Source organism: Tumidithrix helvetica PCC 7403 (assembly GCF_965232925.1).
Lineage (GTDB): Bacteria > Cyanobacteriota > Cyanobacteriia > Pseudanabaenales > Pseudanabaenaceae > Tumidithrix > Tumidithrix helvetica.
Window position 1 is genome coordinate 216987 of the sequence record NZ_CBDDRA010000004.1, and the last position, 17182, is coordinate 234168.

Genomic DNA, 17182 nt, shown 5'->3' on the forward strand with positions numbered 1-17182 from the left:
AAAAAACCTAACTACCTAAAATTTATGAAGACACAATATATCACGAATCGATTAGGCAATAATTCGTATATGAGCCTTACGTCTATTATGGGGTTTAGTGGCGATTATCCCCAAATTTATCAGGGGAGTTTGTGCTGTACCTAGTCGCTAAATTCAAAATTTAGCCCGAACTCAAGTTACTCTAGACTCAAGTTTACGAACCGAGTAGCATGTGTGGGATTAGTGGCATCTGGCGTTATGATTTAAAACCGATTGACCGCAGCCTTTTGGCAACCTTTACAGAGATGGTGTCACATCGAGGCCCCGACCATAGTGGGTTTTACTTTGCGGATGCGGTTGGGTTGGGATTAGGGCATCGTCGCCTCTCGATTCTTGATTTGTCGGCAGCAGGACATCAACCGATGGCAAGTGTAGATGGACATTGCTGGCTAGTTTACAACGGTGAGATCTACAACTATCTAGAACTGGCGGCAGAGTTAACAGAATTAGGCTACATCTTTCGCAGTCACTCAGATACAGAAGTGTTGCTCGCCGCATACCAAGCTTGGGGCTATGACTGTTTACACCGTTTTAACGGTATGTTTGCTTTTTTATTGTGGGATGAAAAAAAGCAAGTTTTATGGGCAGCACGCGATCGCTTTGGCATCAAGCCCCTATACATATACGAGCAACCCCAACTCATCGCCTTTGCTTCTGAGATTAAGCAATTTACGACGTTACCCAACTGGTCAGCCAAGCTCAATCCCCAACGTACCTATGATTTTTTAGCATATGGTCTGTTGGATCACACCAAAGAAACGATGTTTCAAGGCGTATACCAACTGCGTGGTGGGGAATATCTTACGCTCCACTGCGATCGCGCTCGCCCCAATTTTGGCAAACTCCAGGTGCAGCAATGGTACGAACTGCCGTCAGTCACGCAGGAAATGACCATGGTAGATGCCCAGTCAAAGCTGCAATTTTTACTCCAAGACTCAGTAAACCTGCGTTTGCGAGCTGATGTCACGGTGGGATCTTGTCTCTCAGGGGGGTTAGACTCTTCAGCGATCGTCTGCCTGAGCGATCGCTTGCGGCAAGCAACTTCACCCTATCCCTTCCAAACCTTTTCTTCTTGCTTTGAAGATGAGCGCTATGACGAACGGCAGTACATCCAATCAGTGGTTGAGCGCACACAGATCGAGCCCCATTTTCTTTTCCCCTCAGGGCAAGAACTATTTGAACAACTCGATCGGCTCACATGGGTGCAAGACGAACCCTTTGCTTCGACAAGCATCTTTGCCCAGTGGTGCGTGTTCCGTCAAGCCAGTCAATCAGGTGTAAAAGTGATCTTAGACGGACAAGGCGCAGATGAGATATTGGCAGGCTATACAAGGTTTTATGCGGCTTTGTTTGCAGGATTTCTGCATGATGGTCAATGGGGGCAGTTATTCCATGAAGTCATAACCTGTAAACGCTATCAAAGCCCTTTGGAATTACAGGGCATTATCGAACCTTTACTACCCGAATGGATACGACAGCCTTTGCGACAGATGCTTGGTTATGCCTCCGACAAAAGTGTTCCCAATTGGCTCAATGCAGGTTATTTGGATCAATTAGGCATCGATCCACAGGCGAGTGCTCAAATTGCGATCGCGCCATTACGTTCCATTCGCGATTTGTCTAGACAACAGCTTACGAGTATCAGCTTGCCAGCACTACTACATTGGGAAGACCGCAACTCCATGGCTCATTCCATTGAGTCACGCGTACCCTTCTTAGATTACAGACTGGTAGAATTTATCTACACCCTAGATGATTCGCTTAAAATTCAGCAGGGGCAAAGTAAAGCCATCTTAAGAGAAGCAATGCGCGGCATTGTACCAGAATCGATTAGAACCCGCCAAGACAAAATGGGCTTTGTAACACCTGCGATACAGTGGATGAGGCATGACCAACGGGAACAGTTTGCACTAGAGTTGCAGAAGGCTATAGCAAACTTAGGAGAGTGGCTGCATCCAAATATCTTGCAACAGTTATTTACGAATGCGATCGATGGTAAAGAAGGGCTTCATACAATGATATGGCGCACAATTAGTTTTAGCCGTTGGCTGCAGGTATTTCAAGTAGAAAGATAGCCAGACAAAACCTCTACTGTGGCTCTTCCTGTTCTTTCCCAACTAAATTGATCTGCCCTTACAATACCTTGACTTGAGAGAGATAGCCTCAAAGCAGAGTCAGAGATGATTGCCTGCATTGCCTCTGTGAGTTCTCCAACCTTGTACGGATCGATAAGAATTGCTGCATCACCTGCAACTTCTGGCAGAGAGGAGAGATTAGACGTGATAACCGGTGTACCACAAGCCATTGCCTCAAGTACGGGAAACCCAAATCCTTCCCATAGACTCGGAAAAACGAGCGCGATCGCTTGATTAATCATTTTAGGCAATTCGCGGTAAGGCACATAATCAAGGAACTTCACCCGATCGCGAATGCCCAACGCTTCAACCTGTGCTACTAAAGCTGGGGTGTAGCGGGGATCGGTTGGGCCCGCTAACCACAGTTCGCAGTCCTTGCCATGGGGTAGCATTGCAAATGCAGCAATCAAGCGATGGACATTCTTGTAAGGATCTTGGCGTCCGATGTAAAGAAAGTAGGAAGCCCCTGCCCTGTTTTCATGGGAGATGATTGGACGAAAATGGCTGCGATCGTGAGCAAGGGGAATAGGCGCGATCTTACGAGCAGGAATATTGTAAAAGTTGATGATGTCATTCGCAGTAGCGACAGAGTTACAGAGAATATGTTGTGCTTGCTCAAGCACCAGAGGAACATAGTAGCGGTTGTAAGGAGTCAGAGGTGAGAAACGCTTAGGAAAACGCAGTGGAATAAAGTCATGAACCATCACAACAAACCGACATTTGGTATAGATGGGAGCCTCTGGAAGCGGAGAAAATAACAGAGAGGATTTAAACTGTTGATAGATTTGTTTTAGTTGAAATTGTGTCCAAACAAGCCTTCGCAAATGACCATTTAACCCCTGCTCGGCAGTTTGATTTGGCGGAACTTCATAGCAGTTATAGCCAAACAGTTTTTGGGCTACTAAAAGTGTAGGATTGAGTGCTTGTAGGTGGGGCAGCAGGTTCAAGGCATAGGTTGTAGTTCCCGTAGGATTATTAAGTAAGAACGAGAGATTAATTAGCATAGCCAATCCTTCAACTCATTCACCTGCACTTTTACGAACAGTTTGCAGCAATTGCAAAGCCAATTCATCCCAAGAAATGATTTCATCTGTTTGGATCTTAGAGCGATCGTAGGTATGTGCAGAAATTAGCGCCTCTCGTATACTCGCGACATTATCAGGTTGATAGTAAAACATGTGAGCCCGAGATGAAGATAGGTAAGCTGGGGCAATAATGGGCAACTGACAATATGTATATTGAATAACTTTGAGACTATCCGTAAAAGACTCACTACCTCGACTATATACAAGTGTCTGTAGGGCAATATCAGCATATTTTAAATAAGGGACTGTTGCCTCAAAAGGCAACTCTCCATAGGCAATGATATTTTGTCTTTTTGGTAAATTGTTAATAGGTCCAATCACATGAAATTGCCAGTAAGGGAATAATTGGCTGGCTTGGTCAAGGAAGTCACAGTCAAAATAAGAATTCCCCACAAAAATTAGGTTTGGAAACTCAGAAGGAGGATAAGGATTTGAATACTCCAAGGAAAAAAGGTCTTTACGAATTCCATGTAGCTGTAATTCTAGGTTTGGCAGTTTGTCAAAGAGCTCGTATATATACCGACTAGGAACGCTAACTAAATCAAACTGAGATACGATCTGTTTCTCTCGTTCTAGAACAATGGGGTGACTGCGTAATCGTCGCAGATCGTCTGAGACACGGTAGATATATTGGGCACGGGGATTAAGACACTTACATTTTTCAAAAAGAAGCAGTGCTGGAGTACTCTCAAAGATGAAGAGGTCAGCATCCCTGATCATAGGTTCTACTTCACCTAAAGGGAGCTGGCTATAAGAATGAAACCACTTGCGGCTAAGGAAATTGAGTAAATTCCAGCGTAAATTAGCTGGATGCCAGAGCGTGAACCAAACGTAGCTCCACATTCCTAGCTTTACTTGCTGAAGCTTATTTGCCTCTTGCAATACTGGATACTCTAGGCGGTAATCTCTTCGAATCACAGATAGCCAACTGAGGGCAGCCGTCAAGAAAACAACTTCCCAGCCTTGCCGCCATAGAGCATCTGCCAGCCAGTGAAAACCAGCCTTACGCTTAGAATTCCAGTAGTGACCAGTAATTAATACGACACGCTTCATAGCTAAGGCAAACGCTTTGTAAACAAAAAATAATCTGAGGTAATGTACAACTCTTATCAGAGTGTAACTTCTACCCTACGCTTCTAGCGTACAAATCCTAAACTACACTTCAAAATAGATTGTTTTTTTGAACATGAGCCGCCCGAACAACTACTGATTAATTTACACCACTGTTAGATTTAGCGTTTATATGACAGAAAACACTGTAGATGACACCCTACACCAAATTAAGTTACACATTGCTTTTTGTTAAAAATAGCGGTAGCGCGCTAATGAAATGAGGAAACTGTAACAATTGCTGGAACTTTTAAGAGTAGCTACTTTTAGCAAACCAAAAGCAAACTCTGAAAGCTTTAGCAAGCTTAGATCTCACCCTTGGATAATGGACTACCCTGAAATGCTATATTTTAGGAAATATGCAACTTTTTTTCGATCTCTTTGGAGTCGTCATTCTGGCTATCTGAGACTGTAGTGCGTAATTTCCTAAAATTCCAGAAGTCTTAATTTATGAGCCTTATAAAACTTATGTTGAATATCACCTAATGTTTAAACTTTATTATGCGTGAATGATTTCTTCAGATAATTTAATTCTTAAAAAATCTCTTTTTGAAGGTAATCAAAGAAATAAAAGTGAACAAAACCTATAGAAACATAAGATTATATTCATTCTCAAAATCTTTGCCTTTAGATAAAAATTTAATTGAAATTATCAAAGAATATAAAAATCATTTTTTTTTGATAAATCCTTCTGGTCAAAATGTTTATCTATATCTCACATACTTCGTTAAAAATCTAATTGAATATCACTTCTCAGGAAATAGTTACTTAAAAATACTAGATTGGGGTTGTGGGAAAGGACATGTTACATATTTCTTGCACAAATTAGGGTTTCTTGTGACTTCGTGTGATGTGCTTTCTGGCTCAGAGGACTGGCAATCTAATCCAATCATAGCTAGTTCATGTTTTTCTGTTGATGAACTTTCCCATCCTTTTAAGTTGCCGTACGATGATAATTCTATGGATGTTGTTTTGAGTGTAGGCGTTTTAGAACATGTTCCTAATGATATTGAGTCCCTAAAAGAGATTAATCGAATACTTAAAAATGATGGTCTTTTTATTTGTTTCAACTTACCATATGTTTTTTCTTGGACACAACGCCTCGCCCACCTAAGAGGTGATTTCTACCATGACAGGCTATATTCAAAGAGATTAGTATATGATTTGGCAAGGAATTCTAACTTTGAAATTTTAGATTTTTGGCATAGGCAGCTTCTTCCCAAAAATTATATCAGCTATCCATTTTATCGTTTCTTTGAAAGTCTGGACCAATTATTAGTTAATTGGACACCTCTTAAATATTTGGCGACAAATATTGAATTTGTAGCTAAAAAAATCAACTAATTTTTCTAGCGCTTAAATCCATTTGGCATTATTCACAGCGATTCCAAATTCAAGCAGTAGCATAGAATGCCGAGATAAAGATGGTATTATGCATTCTAGAAACACTAAACTTATCTCTAATGTTTATCTTGTTCGAGCGATTCCAGTCCTCTCAAAGAGTCAACATCCTGTAGATAAACTCCTATAATCACTCGATCGCGCTTACAATGACTCGGAGTATTATGTGTAAAGCTTATTACTAGAAAGCATTGGCATCTTTTTATATCATTGACTCCATTCCGAATTTGGAATTATTGCAAAGCAGATGAAATACCCTATAGCTATTAGCTTTTTGAAAGTTTTGCAATACCTGAAGTTCAGAATTTTAATGTAATAGACTAATTTTTTGAAAACCTTTCCAACTTCGCGCCGAGCATTCTATAGAGCAATTATGCCCATAGAAAAGGGTTATCCTGCTATTCCAAAATGTAAAAGAGTTATAGATCGAGTCGTGATCGACAATATACCAGAGATAAAATTTAATTCGGGACTGCTCATTAAAAATGTGCGCGTGCGCGAACATGTTAACCCACTGGGCAAGAAGTATCAAACACCTACCCCACCACCCAACTGGGAAGAAGTTTACGCAGATTGGTCAAAGCCGCTCAGTCTAGACATTGGCTGCGGTCGCGGTCGATATCTACTGCAAATGGCAGAACGATCGCCTGATTGGAACTTTTTAGGTTTAGAAATTAGAGAGCCACTGGTTAAGGAAGCGATCGCTGCTAAGCAAGAACTCAACTTAACCAACCTCCATTATCTCTTCTGCAATGTGAATGTATCGCTTTCTAACTTACTACCTCAAGAAAAAATCCATCAAGTAACCATTCAATTTCCCGACCCATGGTTTAAACGACGCCAACATAAACGCCGAGCAGTACAGCCAGATCTGGTTGAGACCTTGGCTAAGCTGCTAATTCCAAATGGGCAGGTACTTTTGCAGTCAGACATCTATGCAGTAGCAAGGGAAATGTTAAAGGTGTTTGAGGCAAATGGAAATTTCGTGAATCTTGCAGGAGAAGGTCAATTTGCGGAAGAAGGTATCTATCCTAGCCATCTGATTACCGAGAGAGAAGAATGGGTAATTAAGCAGGAAGGTAATATCTACAGGGCTCATTTGCAAAGAAAAAGCGAAGCATTCATATAAGAAAATTTGGATTAAACTATAAGATTTTGGCGCAATCGTCCCTTCAGGTCAATTGACCTTCATTGCACGGGCAATATCGCGGCTATCCTCGCGTTTTTTAATTGTTTCCCGCTTATCATGCAGCTTTTTATTGCGGACTAAAGCCAGATCGACCTTTATCCATCCATTCTTTAAATAGAGCTTAAGTGGAACTAAGGTAAGCCCTCTTTGTTCCACTTTACCAATCAACTTACGAATCTCCCGCTTATGCAGCAGCAGCCGACGGGTACGGGTTGGCTCGTGATTAAATACGGTACTTGTGGTGTGATGGGGAGCTACATACATGTTGACAAGCATGACCTGCCCCTTACGAATCAGAGCATAGGCATCACGGAGGTTTGCTTGCCCTGCTTTGATAGACATCACTTCAGTGCCTAACAGTTCAATACCTGTCTCGCAGGTTTCGAGAACTTCGTAATTAAATCTTGCCTGACGATTATCTGCAAATACACGATTATAATTACTCATCTAGCCCGGAATCGCTTCTAAAAATTTCCAACTTTGGGCGCGAGCAAAAGCTTGAGAAACCGACTCGGCCATTCTGTGGCAGTGATTATCTACCTGTAAAGGTAGCTCTTCATTTTTTGTAACGCAGGTTAGCTTTACCTGTTCGCCCTTAATTTCAGACTGATGAATCAACACCTCAACAGTGACTAACTTGGAATAGGCTACCTGTCCAGAATTTTCTTGAGCCATCACATAGTCTCCTGTACTGTAAGTGATCGAAAGATTACACTCTTCAAGAGCAGCCAGAACTGCTGCTTGTAGGTTTGTTGGTAAAATTTCAATCAAAAAATGTTGGGTGTATCTAGCCATAGCTATGTCAGATTTCAATATTATTCAGCAAATTTGTTAGGCTCTCTGTCCATTAGCCCTCACGATTTGCTTGCTTCAAGCCTATCCGTTGTCATCAAGAGACAGACTCGATGCCTAACTAACTTAGGTTAGCACTTCCCAGAGTAGTTACCACGAAAGTTGAACGATCTTATGAGTTATTCCACAGCAGTAGATACGGACGCTCACAATAGATGAGTAAGCACTCCGTTAAATATAAACAGAATCATGACTTAGAGAATCCGTTTAATGATTTCTTAATAGTAGTTTTTGTCCTTTCTAAGCTTGAGATTTACAGGATTTAATTTCTAAATCTATGGCGGTGAGCACCGTCTCTTACTGGGATAGGAATCAACTGAGGCTCTGGCTGTCTTTGACCTACCAAGGCTTCGAGGATGCGATCGAAGATCTCACCGAGCTTTTTTAACGCTTTTTTAATTGATTTCACTACAACTAGCTCCCTTACAATGGCTAAGCCGTTACTTCACCAATCATAACAAATCTTCGTCTTAAATGATCTAATGCTGAGCAAGCACTCACGTTTCTGAGCCAATTTCTTCCTCTAGAGGGAGAAAACCGATGCTCGATCGCGACAACGGAGCGATCGGGGGCAGCAATACCGATATAGACCAAACCTACAGGTTTTTCATCCGACCCACCATTGGGACCAGCAATCCCCGTGATACTAATGCCCCAGTCCGACTGGACTTGGCTTTGGACGCCCAAAGCCATTTGCTCGGCAACGATCGCACTCACAGCTCCATATTTGACTAAATCGGCACGAGAGACATTCAACAAATTCGCTTTAACATCATTGCTGTAGCTGATCACACCACCGAGAAAGTAAGTCGAACTGCCTGAAACATCAGTGAGCATTTGCCCTAAGCCGCCACCCGTACAAGATTCTGCCACCGCTAGGGTCTGGTTGTGTTTCTGTAAGTACTTCCCGACAACGCTAGCAAGGGTATCCTCATCAACGCCATAGCAATCAGCACCAGTGAGCTGACGGATCTCAGCTTCTACAGGGGCAATTAACGCTTCGGCTTCGGCTTGCGTAGTCGCCCTTGCCGTGATTCTCAGTCTAGCTTGCCCGTAATTGGCATAGGGCGCAACTGTGGGATTTTTGCTTTCAAACAAGTGGTGCACGCGCTCGGCCAAGGCAGATTCAGGGATGCCCCAATAAAGCAAAACTTTAGAATGAAAGGTTTCTTTGACCCAGCCCTTTGACTGCAAAAAGGGAATGGCGGTTTGTTGCCACATTGGATATAGCTCGGAAGGCACACCAGGAAATGTCAGAATCGTTAAATCTCGATGGGGTTGCCAAATCATGCCTGGGGCTGAACCCACGGGATTGGGTAAAATTTCCGCCCCTTGAGGGAGTAGGGCTTGTTTGCGATTGTTGGCGGTAATTTGCCTGCCCACCTGAGCGTACATTTGGCAAATCCTTTCCCAGATTTCCGATCGCTCCACCAGAGGCGTATCAAAAAAATCAGCGATCGTTTCGGTGGTCAGATCGTCTGGGGTTGGGCCTAACCCACCTGTGGTAATAATCAGATTGGCACGTCCTGTAGCGATCGCCAGTGCCTTTTGGATGCGTTCGGGGTTATCGCCGACAACGGTTTGATAAAAGTGAGGAATCCCTAGGTTAGCTAGCTGTTGCGCTAGATATTGAGCATTACTGTTGAGGATCTCACCTAGCAGTAACTCAGTACCAATACATATAACTTCTGCATTCAATCTTTGCACTGTTTGAATTCCAGTTCCCCTCTCATTTTGAGGCTAGAGGGCAAGATTATAGATCTACATTAAGATTAAGTCTAGCGAATTCTTCGAGCGAGAGCTAGGAAGACGATTCACTACTAGGAGTATCCGTTACTTGGGTGCGCTTAACTGGACCAGGGATACGAGGGCGATCTCGTTTCACCTCCTCGCCTTTCTGATTTTCGCCATTTCGATCTTCACGGTTTCGACTTGAGCTTTCTCGATTTGAGGAGCTTTCTCGATCGCTGGACTTATCAAAAGATTTGTCGCTAGATTTATCGCTGGGGCTAGGATCGTAGACATCAAAGCGTAACTCTTGTCCTGTCGTCTGCGCTGCTGCCAAAACTAGGGCGCGGATGGCTTGAATCGTGCGTCCCCCTCGCCCAAATGCTCTTCCCTTATCTTCTGGAGCAAAGGCAAGACGAACCCAGATGCGATCGCCTTTAGCATTTGTCTCGCAATCAATCCGCAATGCGTCTGGGTTATCTAACAGAGGCTGAACCAGAAACTTAGTTAGGGCAATGTAATCAGGCACAATTCTTAAGCATTTACCAATTCAAAAACTTTGGCTTTGTCTAGAATGCGACGAACAGTATCCGTAGGCTGTGCACCTTGTTTAAGGCGTTCGACAATCGCGGGAACTTCAAGTCTGGTCTCGTGGGTGCGAGGGTTGTATAGTCCCAACTCTTCCAGAGGACGACCATCGCGGCGAGAGGTGCTGTGGACAGCAACAATACGGTAACTAGGTTCGCGCTTTTTGCCAAAACGCTTTAGTCTCAACTTAACCATGTCTTTGTGGGTGAATGATTCTGAATATTTTGTGTAAACTTGCGGCAAGAATCTCATGATTTGCCTAAGCTACATTTTTAGCTTATCTAGTCTAACAGATTAACGCTTTCACAGTTACTCTTTTTCTGGATTCTAGTTTTTAATCCCTGCGGCGGCAACACCACGAATCAGTTGACGTTGACCGATCAGAAATAAAACTACGATCGGAATTGTGGCGATCGCTACAGCCGCCATCAACAGCGACCAGTCCGCCGTGAATAATTCTTGAAAGCTCGATAGAGAGAGCTGTACCGTAATTAATTCGGGACGGGTTGTAAAGATGAGCGGTTTAAATAGGTCGTTCCATTCACCAATAAATGTGAATAAAAATAGCGTGACCAGGGCAGGACGGGTTAGGGGTAAAACCACGCGCCACAAAACCTGCAAGCGATTTGCCCCATCGATCGCAGCGGCTTCCTCTAACTCGATCGGAATGGTTTGAATGTACTGGCGCAACAGAAAAATACCAAATCCATTGGCTGCTGTAGGAAGAATTAGGGCTCCGTAAGTATTGATCGAATGCCCCCACTTTAAAACCAAAAAGATGGGAATGACCAATAGTTGAAACGGAATAATCAGGGTGGCAATTACAAACAGTAAAATGCCATTACGCCCGCGAAAATTAAGCCTTGCGAGGGCATAGCCTGCTAAAGCTGAAGTAAAAATTTGCAGCGCTGTCACCGCGATCGCCACAAACGTTGAATTTGCAAATGCTAAAAGGAACTGCCCCTGCTGCCACGCCCGTCTGTAATTGTCGAATGTCCAACTCTTAGGCAGTAGTCCCTCCGAAGGTTTAAAGTCAGGCGGTGCAAACGAGGTGATTAATACGAATAGCAGCGGCGCAAGTAAAGCGATCGCAGCGATCGACAACAAAATCGTTAACAGCAGGGATACAAGCTTTTGTTGGGGCATTTATCTTTCGATGAGCTTTGAATTCAGCTTAATTTAAGTTCAGCTTAATTCACCACTCAAAAAAAAAGAAGCCCAAGGGCTAGTTTGGGCTGCGTAAATCCGGTTTTTGGATGTTCTAACGCTAATCATTTACTCATGGTCGCTCCCAAATCAAAACCAGAATTAATCGGCAGTTTGTCCATAATTTTGTCTGAAAATAACGTTTGCTTCTAGGGGGATGAGCATTTGGCTGTTAGCACTTAGCTGTTAGCTTGCTTTCTACTAACCAACAACCGAATTCCTGACAACCAACAACCGATAACCAACTCACTTAACAGAAGCGCGTTAAAATAATTGCTATGGCGCGATCGCAATTCAAACAACTTCAAGCCTACATGAGTCCCTTCTATGGGGATTTGGCATTAGGCACAATAGCTTTATTCCTCGTCAATGCCCTTGGCACCTATATTCCTTGGCTGATTAGAGATGCTGTAGATAATCTGTCTAAAGTCTTTACCATGGATCAGGTAATGCACTTTGTCTGGTTGATCTTAGGTCTGGCATCAGTAATGTGGGTAATCCGTATGGGTTCGCGGATGTGGCTTTTTGGGGTAGGGCGGCAGGTAGAGTATCTCCTCAAACAACAGGTATTCGAGCATTTGCTCAAACTCCCACCCAGTTATTTTTCCAAGCATCCTGCGGGTGAAATTATTAGCATTGTCACCAGCGACATCGAGAATATTCGCCGCATGTTGGGTTTTGCCGTACTGAGTCTGATTAACACGGTGTTTGCCTATGCCATGACCTTGCCTGCAATGATGGCGATCGATGTCAAATTGAGCCTATTATCGCTCTCTGTTTATCCCCTCATGTTTGCGATCGTGAAATCTTTTAGCGGTCAATTGCGAGATCAGCAACTCAAAGTGCAGGAAGAGCTATCTGAGATTAGTTCCTTATTGCAAGAAGACCTCAATGGCATGGCACTGATCAAAACCTATGCTCAAGAGGAAAACGAACGTTCAGCCTTTAATCTACTCAATCAGCGACTCCTAGATGCGAATCTCATACTTGCAAAAACGCGCAACTTCCTGTTTCCTCTGCTTGGAGGCATTGCCAGTATTAGCTTTTTGACACTCCTCTGGTTTGGTGGCGAAATGTTGGCTGACCCCACCAGTAAATTTAAAGTTGGCGATCTGTTGTCTCTGATTATTTATGTAGAAAGATTGATCTTTCCCACAGCTTTACTTGGTTTTACGATTACCACCTATCAGCGCGGACAGGTAAGCATCGATCGCGTCCAGGGCATTTTGGATATCCCTCCCGCCATTGTGGATCCGCCGAATGCGATCGAGATGACCATAGAACAAGTTAAGGGACGAATTGAGGCAAGAAATCTCTCCTTTACCTATGCAGGGGCTACAGAACCTACATTAGATGGGGTGAACTTTGCGATCGCATCCGGTGAAACCGTCGCGATCATCGGTGCTGTAGGTTCAGGCAAGTCCACCCTAGCCAATGCCCTGTTGCGCCTCATCGATCTTGCTCCGAATCAGTTATTTATCGATGGCGTTGATATCACAACACTCAAGGTACATGACCTTAGAAGCATCATTACCTACGTGCCCCAAGACAGCTTTTTGTTTAGCACCACGATGCGAAACAATATTCGCTATGGGAAACCCCAAGCAGCCGACTCAGAGGTTGAGTATTTTGCCGAGCAAGCCCGCATTCAAAGCGAAATTCTTAACTTTCCCCGCCAATATGACACCCTAGTTGGCGAGAGGGGGATAACACTCTCAGGCGGACAGCGCCAACGTACTGCCCTTGCCAGAGCTTTGCTAGTAGATTCGCCCGTTTTACTGCTCGATGACGCCCTATCGAGTGTGGATAATCAGACAGCTACAGGCATTTTGGCAAATTTACCCAAACACAAAACCGTTATTTTTATCTCACACCAACTCTCTGCGGCTGCCAACGCCGATCGCATCATCTTGATGGATCGGGGCAAGGTCGTCCAGATTGGGACGCATCAAGAGCTACTGAAAGAATCCAGTTTGTACGGTAAACTGTGGAATCAACACAAGTTAGAAGAAGTCTTGCGTTAGTTTTTTCACCCACATTCTGTGATTGCCCCAAACGATATTCTGATCTTGCAAGTCCCTACCACAGGGGTTTCAGTTACAGATGCAGTACTTTTATGTATTCTTTTGACCCTATCTGGTATTTTCTCCGCTTCAGAAACTGCGATCACTGCCCTTGACAATCTCAAGTTGCGATCGCTTATTCAAGATAAAGGCGATCGGGGTGGCATTTTTCGCCTTGTGCTGGAAAAGCGCACCCGTTTTATCACTACCCTGTTGATCCTCAATACAATCGTCAACATTGGTGCAACGGTACTAACAACCAATATCTCCCTCAGTCTATTTGGTGAAGCTGGTTTAGGCATTGCCACAGTTGTTACAACCATTTTGGTCTTAACATTTGGTGAAATCACGCCAAAGTCGATCGCTGTGAACCACGTGCTTCCACTTTTTCAGGTAATAGTGAAGCCAATTTACTGGATGTCCATACTCATGTTGCCTGTATTGTTTCTATTTGAAAGCATCGCCCAGTGGACTATGCGACTATTTCGGGTTGGCAATACTCCAAGGGGCGAGTCCATGCAAGACCTTCAGCTATTGATCGATGTCCTCAGCCACAGAGGTCAGTTAGATCTGGTCAAAGGGCAAATTCTCAATAAAGCCCTGTCACTGGATAATCTCAAAGTCAGAAAGGTAGTGAAATCGCGTGTTGATATGCAAACCATCGACTATGATGCTTCTCTTGAAGAAGCGATCGCGCTCTGTCTAGAAACGGGTTACTCGCGCTTGCCCGTCCAAGAAGAGTCTAAAGATAAAATTGTGGGGATCATTACCCTAAAACAAGCACTACAACATCACAAAACCAATGGGAATGTCTCAGTGAGCGATGTGATGGCAATGCCTGTATTCGTACCCGAAACCAAACGGGTCGCTGACTTACTCAAAGAAATGTTGGGTAAACAGCTCCATCTGGTGATTGTGGCAGATGAATATGGTGGCACGGTCGGTCTAGTTACTCTAGAGGACGTACTAGAAGAGTTAGTCGGAGAAATTTATGATGAAACAGACGATCGCGATACAGATTAAACGGGGTGTTGCATGAATTTTGACTTACCAGCACTGATCAAATCCCTAGGATTTTTGGGTGGACATTTAATCGTTTGGGGAATCATCTTTGCAGAGTCAGGGCTATTTGTTGGTTTTTTCTTGCCTGGTGACAGTCTCTTATTTACAGCGGGCTTTTTAGCATCGCAGGGCTTTCTCCATATTTGGCTATTAGCCATAGGATGTTTTATCTGTGCCGTTTTGGGAGACAACGTTGGCTATGCTACGGGCAGCCGCTTTGGACGCAAGCTCTTTCAAAAGGAAGAATCCAGATTTTTTCACAAAGAGAATCTGATTAAAGCCCAAAACTTCTATGTAAAACACGGGAAGAAAACGATTATCTTGGCAAGGTTTTTACCCGTTGTCCGTACCTTTGCGCCCATTGTGGCAGGCATCGGCAAAATGCATTATGCCACCTTCTTTCGTTACAACCTCATGGGTGGATTTATTTGGACGATCGGCTTGACCCTTGCTGGATTTTGGCTTGGGAAGCTGATCCCCGATGTCGATAAGTACCTATTGCCAATTGTTTTAGGGATTATCATCATTTCGATCGCACCCACACTAATCCATTTAGCCCAAGAGCGTCAGCCAAAACGTAAAGCTTCAGAAACAGAGGCAGCAAAAGTCGAGGTAGAGGACTTAAATACTGAAGAATAGTGTCTCCAATGCTGGCTTATTCGAGCGATTAGATGATTGACAGGGGCGATCGTCTAAGCATTTAAGCGTAACTTTGAGTAAAACGCTTTAATTTATCTAGGCATTTCTATAAAATCAATATAAAATCCGAAAGCTTAGTGATATTGGTTAAATCCTTGCGTCTCCCAATTATCACTTTATTCTCACAATGTTTGCTCTAATATCTCATTTGGAAACATTTTAGATACCTGCAAAGCCTTTATAACCATGACAAATGAAAGAACGATATGGAAAGCTATAAAGGATAGTATTCGAGATCTCCCCGATCGCCGAAACGTTATTTTTTGTGGCATGGTTCACCATGATGTCCTGCACCTATTAGTTGCACAGATGGATCCGATCTTAATTGGGGATGTTTGGGTAGATGGCGTTAGTGGGTTGAATGTTTCTTACTTCCATCAAGGTGAATGGAAGGAGCAATACGACGGTGGGCATCTTGACGAATTACGGATGGCAATCCATGAAGCGATTGTCCTTCCTTCCCCTATAGCCTTGCTTAGGTTAATGGAGTGGTCAAGGTGGATGCTCGTTCGAAAGATTAACCCTATTTCTGTCATCTATCGCCACTATAAAGCCTATAAAAAATGGCTCAACGCTCCAGTCATAGAATTCACCCGTGATTTAGTCTCACAACAAACTTTTAAATAAGCAAAAAACTAAATTCTGAAACACAAATGTTAATATTCATCACTTTCGGATGAGTCGTAAAGATTGGCAGTGTTACCATGCCTTACATAATCACTGTCGCGATATAGCTTTAGGAGCAAATCTTTGACGTTACGAGTTGCTGTTGTAGGAGGAGGTCCTGCAGGTTCTTGTGCTGCTGAAACTTTAGCCAAAGCAGGAATTGAAACCTATTTATTTGAACGCAAACTAGACAATGCCAAGCCCTGTGGGGGGGCTATTCCTCTGTGCATGGTGTCTGAGTTTGAATTACCACCCCATATCATCGATCGACGCGTGCGGAAGATGAAAATGATATCGCCTAGCAACGTAGAGGTAGATATCGCCATCGAGAACCCAGATGAATATATTGGCATGTGTCGCCGCGAAATTTTAGATGGTTTTTTGCGCGATCGCGCGGCAAGTTTGGGCGCACAGTTGATCAATGGTCGCGTACTTGAGATCAAAATCACCGAAAACGGCAAGCAACCCTACAAGATTGAGTATTCAGACATGTCTTCGGGTGGTCCTGAAGGTGTAATGAAATCACTAGAAGTAGACTTGATCGTGGGCGCTGATGGGTTTAACTCTGTCGTCGCCAAAGCCATTGATGCAGGTGATTACAACTATGCGATCGCTTTTCAAGAGCGCATCAGGATTTCTGATGAAAAGATGAAATACTACGAAGATCTTGCCGAAATGTATGTAGGTAATGATGTTTCTACGGATTTCTATGCTTGGGTATTTCCTAAATACGATCACGTTGCCGTAGGTACTGGCACAATGAAGGTCAATCAACGGGATATCAAAAAGCTACAGGCAGGAATTCGTACCCGCGCCCATAACCGCATTGAAGGTGGCGAGATCATTAAGATTGAGGCTCATCCCATTCCCGAACATCCCAGACCTCGGCGTGTCGTCGGTCGCGTTGCTCTTGTTGGTGATGCTGCTGGCTATGTGACCAAATCGAGCGGTGAAGGCATTTACTTTGCAGCTAAGTCTGGTCGGATGTGTGCCGAAGCGATCGTCGAGTTTGCCAAAGACAATACACGCATTCCAACGGAAGCAGACCTCAAAGTTTACCTCAAGCGTTGGGATAAAAAGTATGGCATCACCTACACGGTATTAGATATTTTGCAACGTGTATTTTACGCCAGCGATGCCACGCGGGAGGCATTTGTAGAAATGTGTGCCGATAAGGATGTGCAAAAACTCACCTTTGACAGCTACCTTTACAAAACCGTTGTGCCTGCGAACCCATTCGTTCAGCTCAAAATTACTGCCAAAACCATTGGTAGTCTGCTTAGAGGTAGTGCTTTAGCGCCTTAACTTTAAGGAGCTTACAACTACAAAAGGGGCACAGCATCTGTGCCCCTTTTGTAG

Annotated in this window: 17 protein-coding genes; 8 read left to right on the top strand and 9 right to left on the bottom strand. The window is 43.7% G+C overall.

Features of this window, described 5'->3' with window-relative positions; translation table 11 throughout:
* Positions 1 to 209 precede the first annotated feature (209 nt).
* Complete coding sequence (asnB, locus tag ACP2WE_RS05840) at positions 210 to 2114, top strand: asparagine synthase (glutamine-hydrolyzing) (RefSeq protein WP_425214650.1); 1905 nt, start codon at positions 210 to 212, stop codon at positions 2112 to 2114.
* Here the strand turns inward: asnB and ACP2WE_RS05845 are convergent.
* A complete protein-coding gene (locus ACP2WE_RS05845; RefSeq protein WP_425214651.1) occupies positions 2099 to 3178 on the bottom strand; it encodes a glycosyltransferase family 4 protein in 1080 nt (359 codons plus the stop codon). The two genes, asnB and ACP2WE_RS05845, sit on opposite strands and share 16 nt — an antisense overlap.
* Before the next feature lie 15 nt (positions 3179 to 3193).
* Positions 3194 to 4312: a GumK N-terminal domain-containing glycosyltransferase gene (locus ACP2WE_RS05850; RefSeq protein WP_425214652.1), complete on the bottom strand. Its 1119-nt coding sequence runs from the start codon at positions 4310 to 4312 to the stop codon at positions 3194 to 3196.
* A gap of 678 nt (positions 4313 to 4990) precedes the next feature.
* Between ACP2WE_RS05850 and ACP2WE_RS05855 the strand changes: the two genes are divergently transcribed.
* On the top strand, positions 4991 to 5713 hold the full coding sequence (locus ACP2WE_RS05855; protein WP_425214653.1) for a class I SAM-dependent methyltransferase: 723 nt from the start codon (positions 4991 to 4993) through the stop codon (positions 5711 to 5713).
* 430 nt (positions 5714 to 6143) lie between these two features.
* The gene (gene trmB, locus ACP2WE_RS05860; RefSeq protein ID WP_425214654.1) at positions 6144 to 6899 is read left to right on the top strand and encodes a tRNA (guanosine(46)-N7)-methyltransferase TrmB; all 756 of its coding nucleotides are present in this window, start codon (positions 6144 to 6146) and stop codon (positions 6897 to 6899) included.
* Between the two features lie 48 nt (positions 6900 to 6947).
* Here trmB and smpB read toward each other — a convergent pair whose 3' ends face one another.
* The 7 genes from smpB to ACP2WE_RS05895 all read right to left on the bottom strand — a co-directional run bounded on the left by smpB (position 6948) and on the right by ACP2WE_RS05895 (position 11273).
* Positions 6948 to 7406, bottom strand: coding sequence for an SsrA-binding protein SmpB (gene smpB, locus ACP2WE_RS05865; protein WP_425214655.1), 459 nt, complete (start codon positions 7404 to 7406; stop codon positions 6948 to 6950).
* On the bottom strand, positions 7407 to 7754 hold the full coding sequence (locus ACP2WE_RS05870; RefSeq protein ID WP_425214656.1) for a hypothetical protein: 348 nt from the start codon (positions 7752 to 7754) through the stop codon (positions 7407 to 7409).
* A 319-nt stretch (positions 7755 to 8073) separates the two neighbouring features.
* The gene (locus ACP2WE_RS05875) at positions 8074 to 8220 is read right to left on the bottom strand and encodes a hypothetical protein (RefSeq protein WP_425214657.1); all 147 of its coding nucleotides are present in this window, start codon (positions 8218 to 8220) and stop codon (positions 8074 to 8076) included.
* 23 nt (positions 8221 to 8243) lie between these two features.
* Complete coding sequence (locus ACP2WE_RS05880) at positions 8244 to 9509, bottom strand: competence/damage-inducible protein A (protein WP_425214690.1); 1266 nt, start codon at positions 9507 to 9509, stop codon at positions 8244 to 8246.
* Between the two features lie 103 nt (positions 9510 to 9612).
* Positions 9613 to 10068 (bottom strand): KH domain-containing protein, encoded by a 456-nt coding sequence (locus ACP2WE_RS05885; protein ID WP_425214658.1) that lies wholly within the window; start codon positions 10066 to 10068, stop codon positions 9613 to 9615.
* A gap of 5 nt (positions 10069 to 10073) precedes the next feature.
* Positions 10074 to 10322 (bottom strand): 30S ribosomal protein S16, encoded by a 249-nt coding sequence (rpsP, locus tag ACP2WE_RS05890; protein WP_330481854.1) that lies wholly within the window; start codon positions 10320 to 10322, stop codon positions 10074 to 10076.
* A gap of 132 nt (positions 10323 to 10454) precedes the next feature.
* Positions 10455 to 11273 carry a carbohydrate ABC transporter permease gene (locus ACP2WE_RS05895; RefSeq protein ID WP_425214659.1) on the bottom strand — a complete coding sequence of 273 codons (819 nt, stop codon included), beginning with the start codon at positions 11271 to 11273 and terminating at the stop codon, positions 10455 to 10457.
* 338 nt (positions 11274 to 11611) lie between these two features.
* Between ACP2WE_RS05895 and ACP2WE_RS05900 the strand changes: the two genes are divergently transcribed.
* From ACP2WE_RS05900 to chlP, 5 genes are all read left to right on the top strand, one after another.
* Positions 11612 to 13357: an ABC transporter ATP-binding protein gene (locus tag ACP2WE_RS05900; RefSeq protein ID WP_425214660.1), complete on the top strand. Its 1746-nt coding sequence runs from the start codon at positions 11612 to 11614 to the stop codon at positions 13355 to 13357.
* Between the two features lie 18 nt (positions 13358 to 13375).
* Positions 13376 to 14419, top strand: a complete 1044-nt coding sequence (locus tag ACP2WE_RS05905) for a hemolysin family protein (protein ID WP_425214661.1) — start codon at positions 13376 to 13378, stop codon at positions 14417 to 14419.
* 12 nt (positions 14420 to 14431) lie between these two features.
* The gene (locus ACP2WE_RS05910; RefSeq protein ID WP_425214662.1) at positions 14432 to 15097 is read left to right on the top strand and encodes a DedA family protein; all 666 of its coding nucleotides are present in this window, start codon (positions 14432 to 14434) and stop codon (positions 15095 to 15097) included.
* Positions 15098 to 15343: 246 nt separating this feature from the next.
* The gene (locus ACP2WE_RS05915; protein WP_425214663.1) at positions 15344 to 15784 is read left to right on the top strand and encodes a hypothetical protein; all 441 of its coding nucleotides are present in this window, start codon (positions 15344 to 15346) and stop codon (positions 15782 to 15784) included.
* A 123-nt stretch (positions 15785 to 15907) separates the two neighbouring features.
* A complete protein-coding gene (gene chlP, locus ACP2WE_RS05920; RefSeq protein ID WP_425214664.1) occupies positions 15908 to 17128 on the top strand; it encodes a geranylgeranyl reductase in 1221 nt (406 codons plus the stop codon).
* Positions 17129 to 17182: the final 54 nt, after the last annotated feature.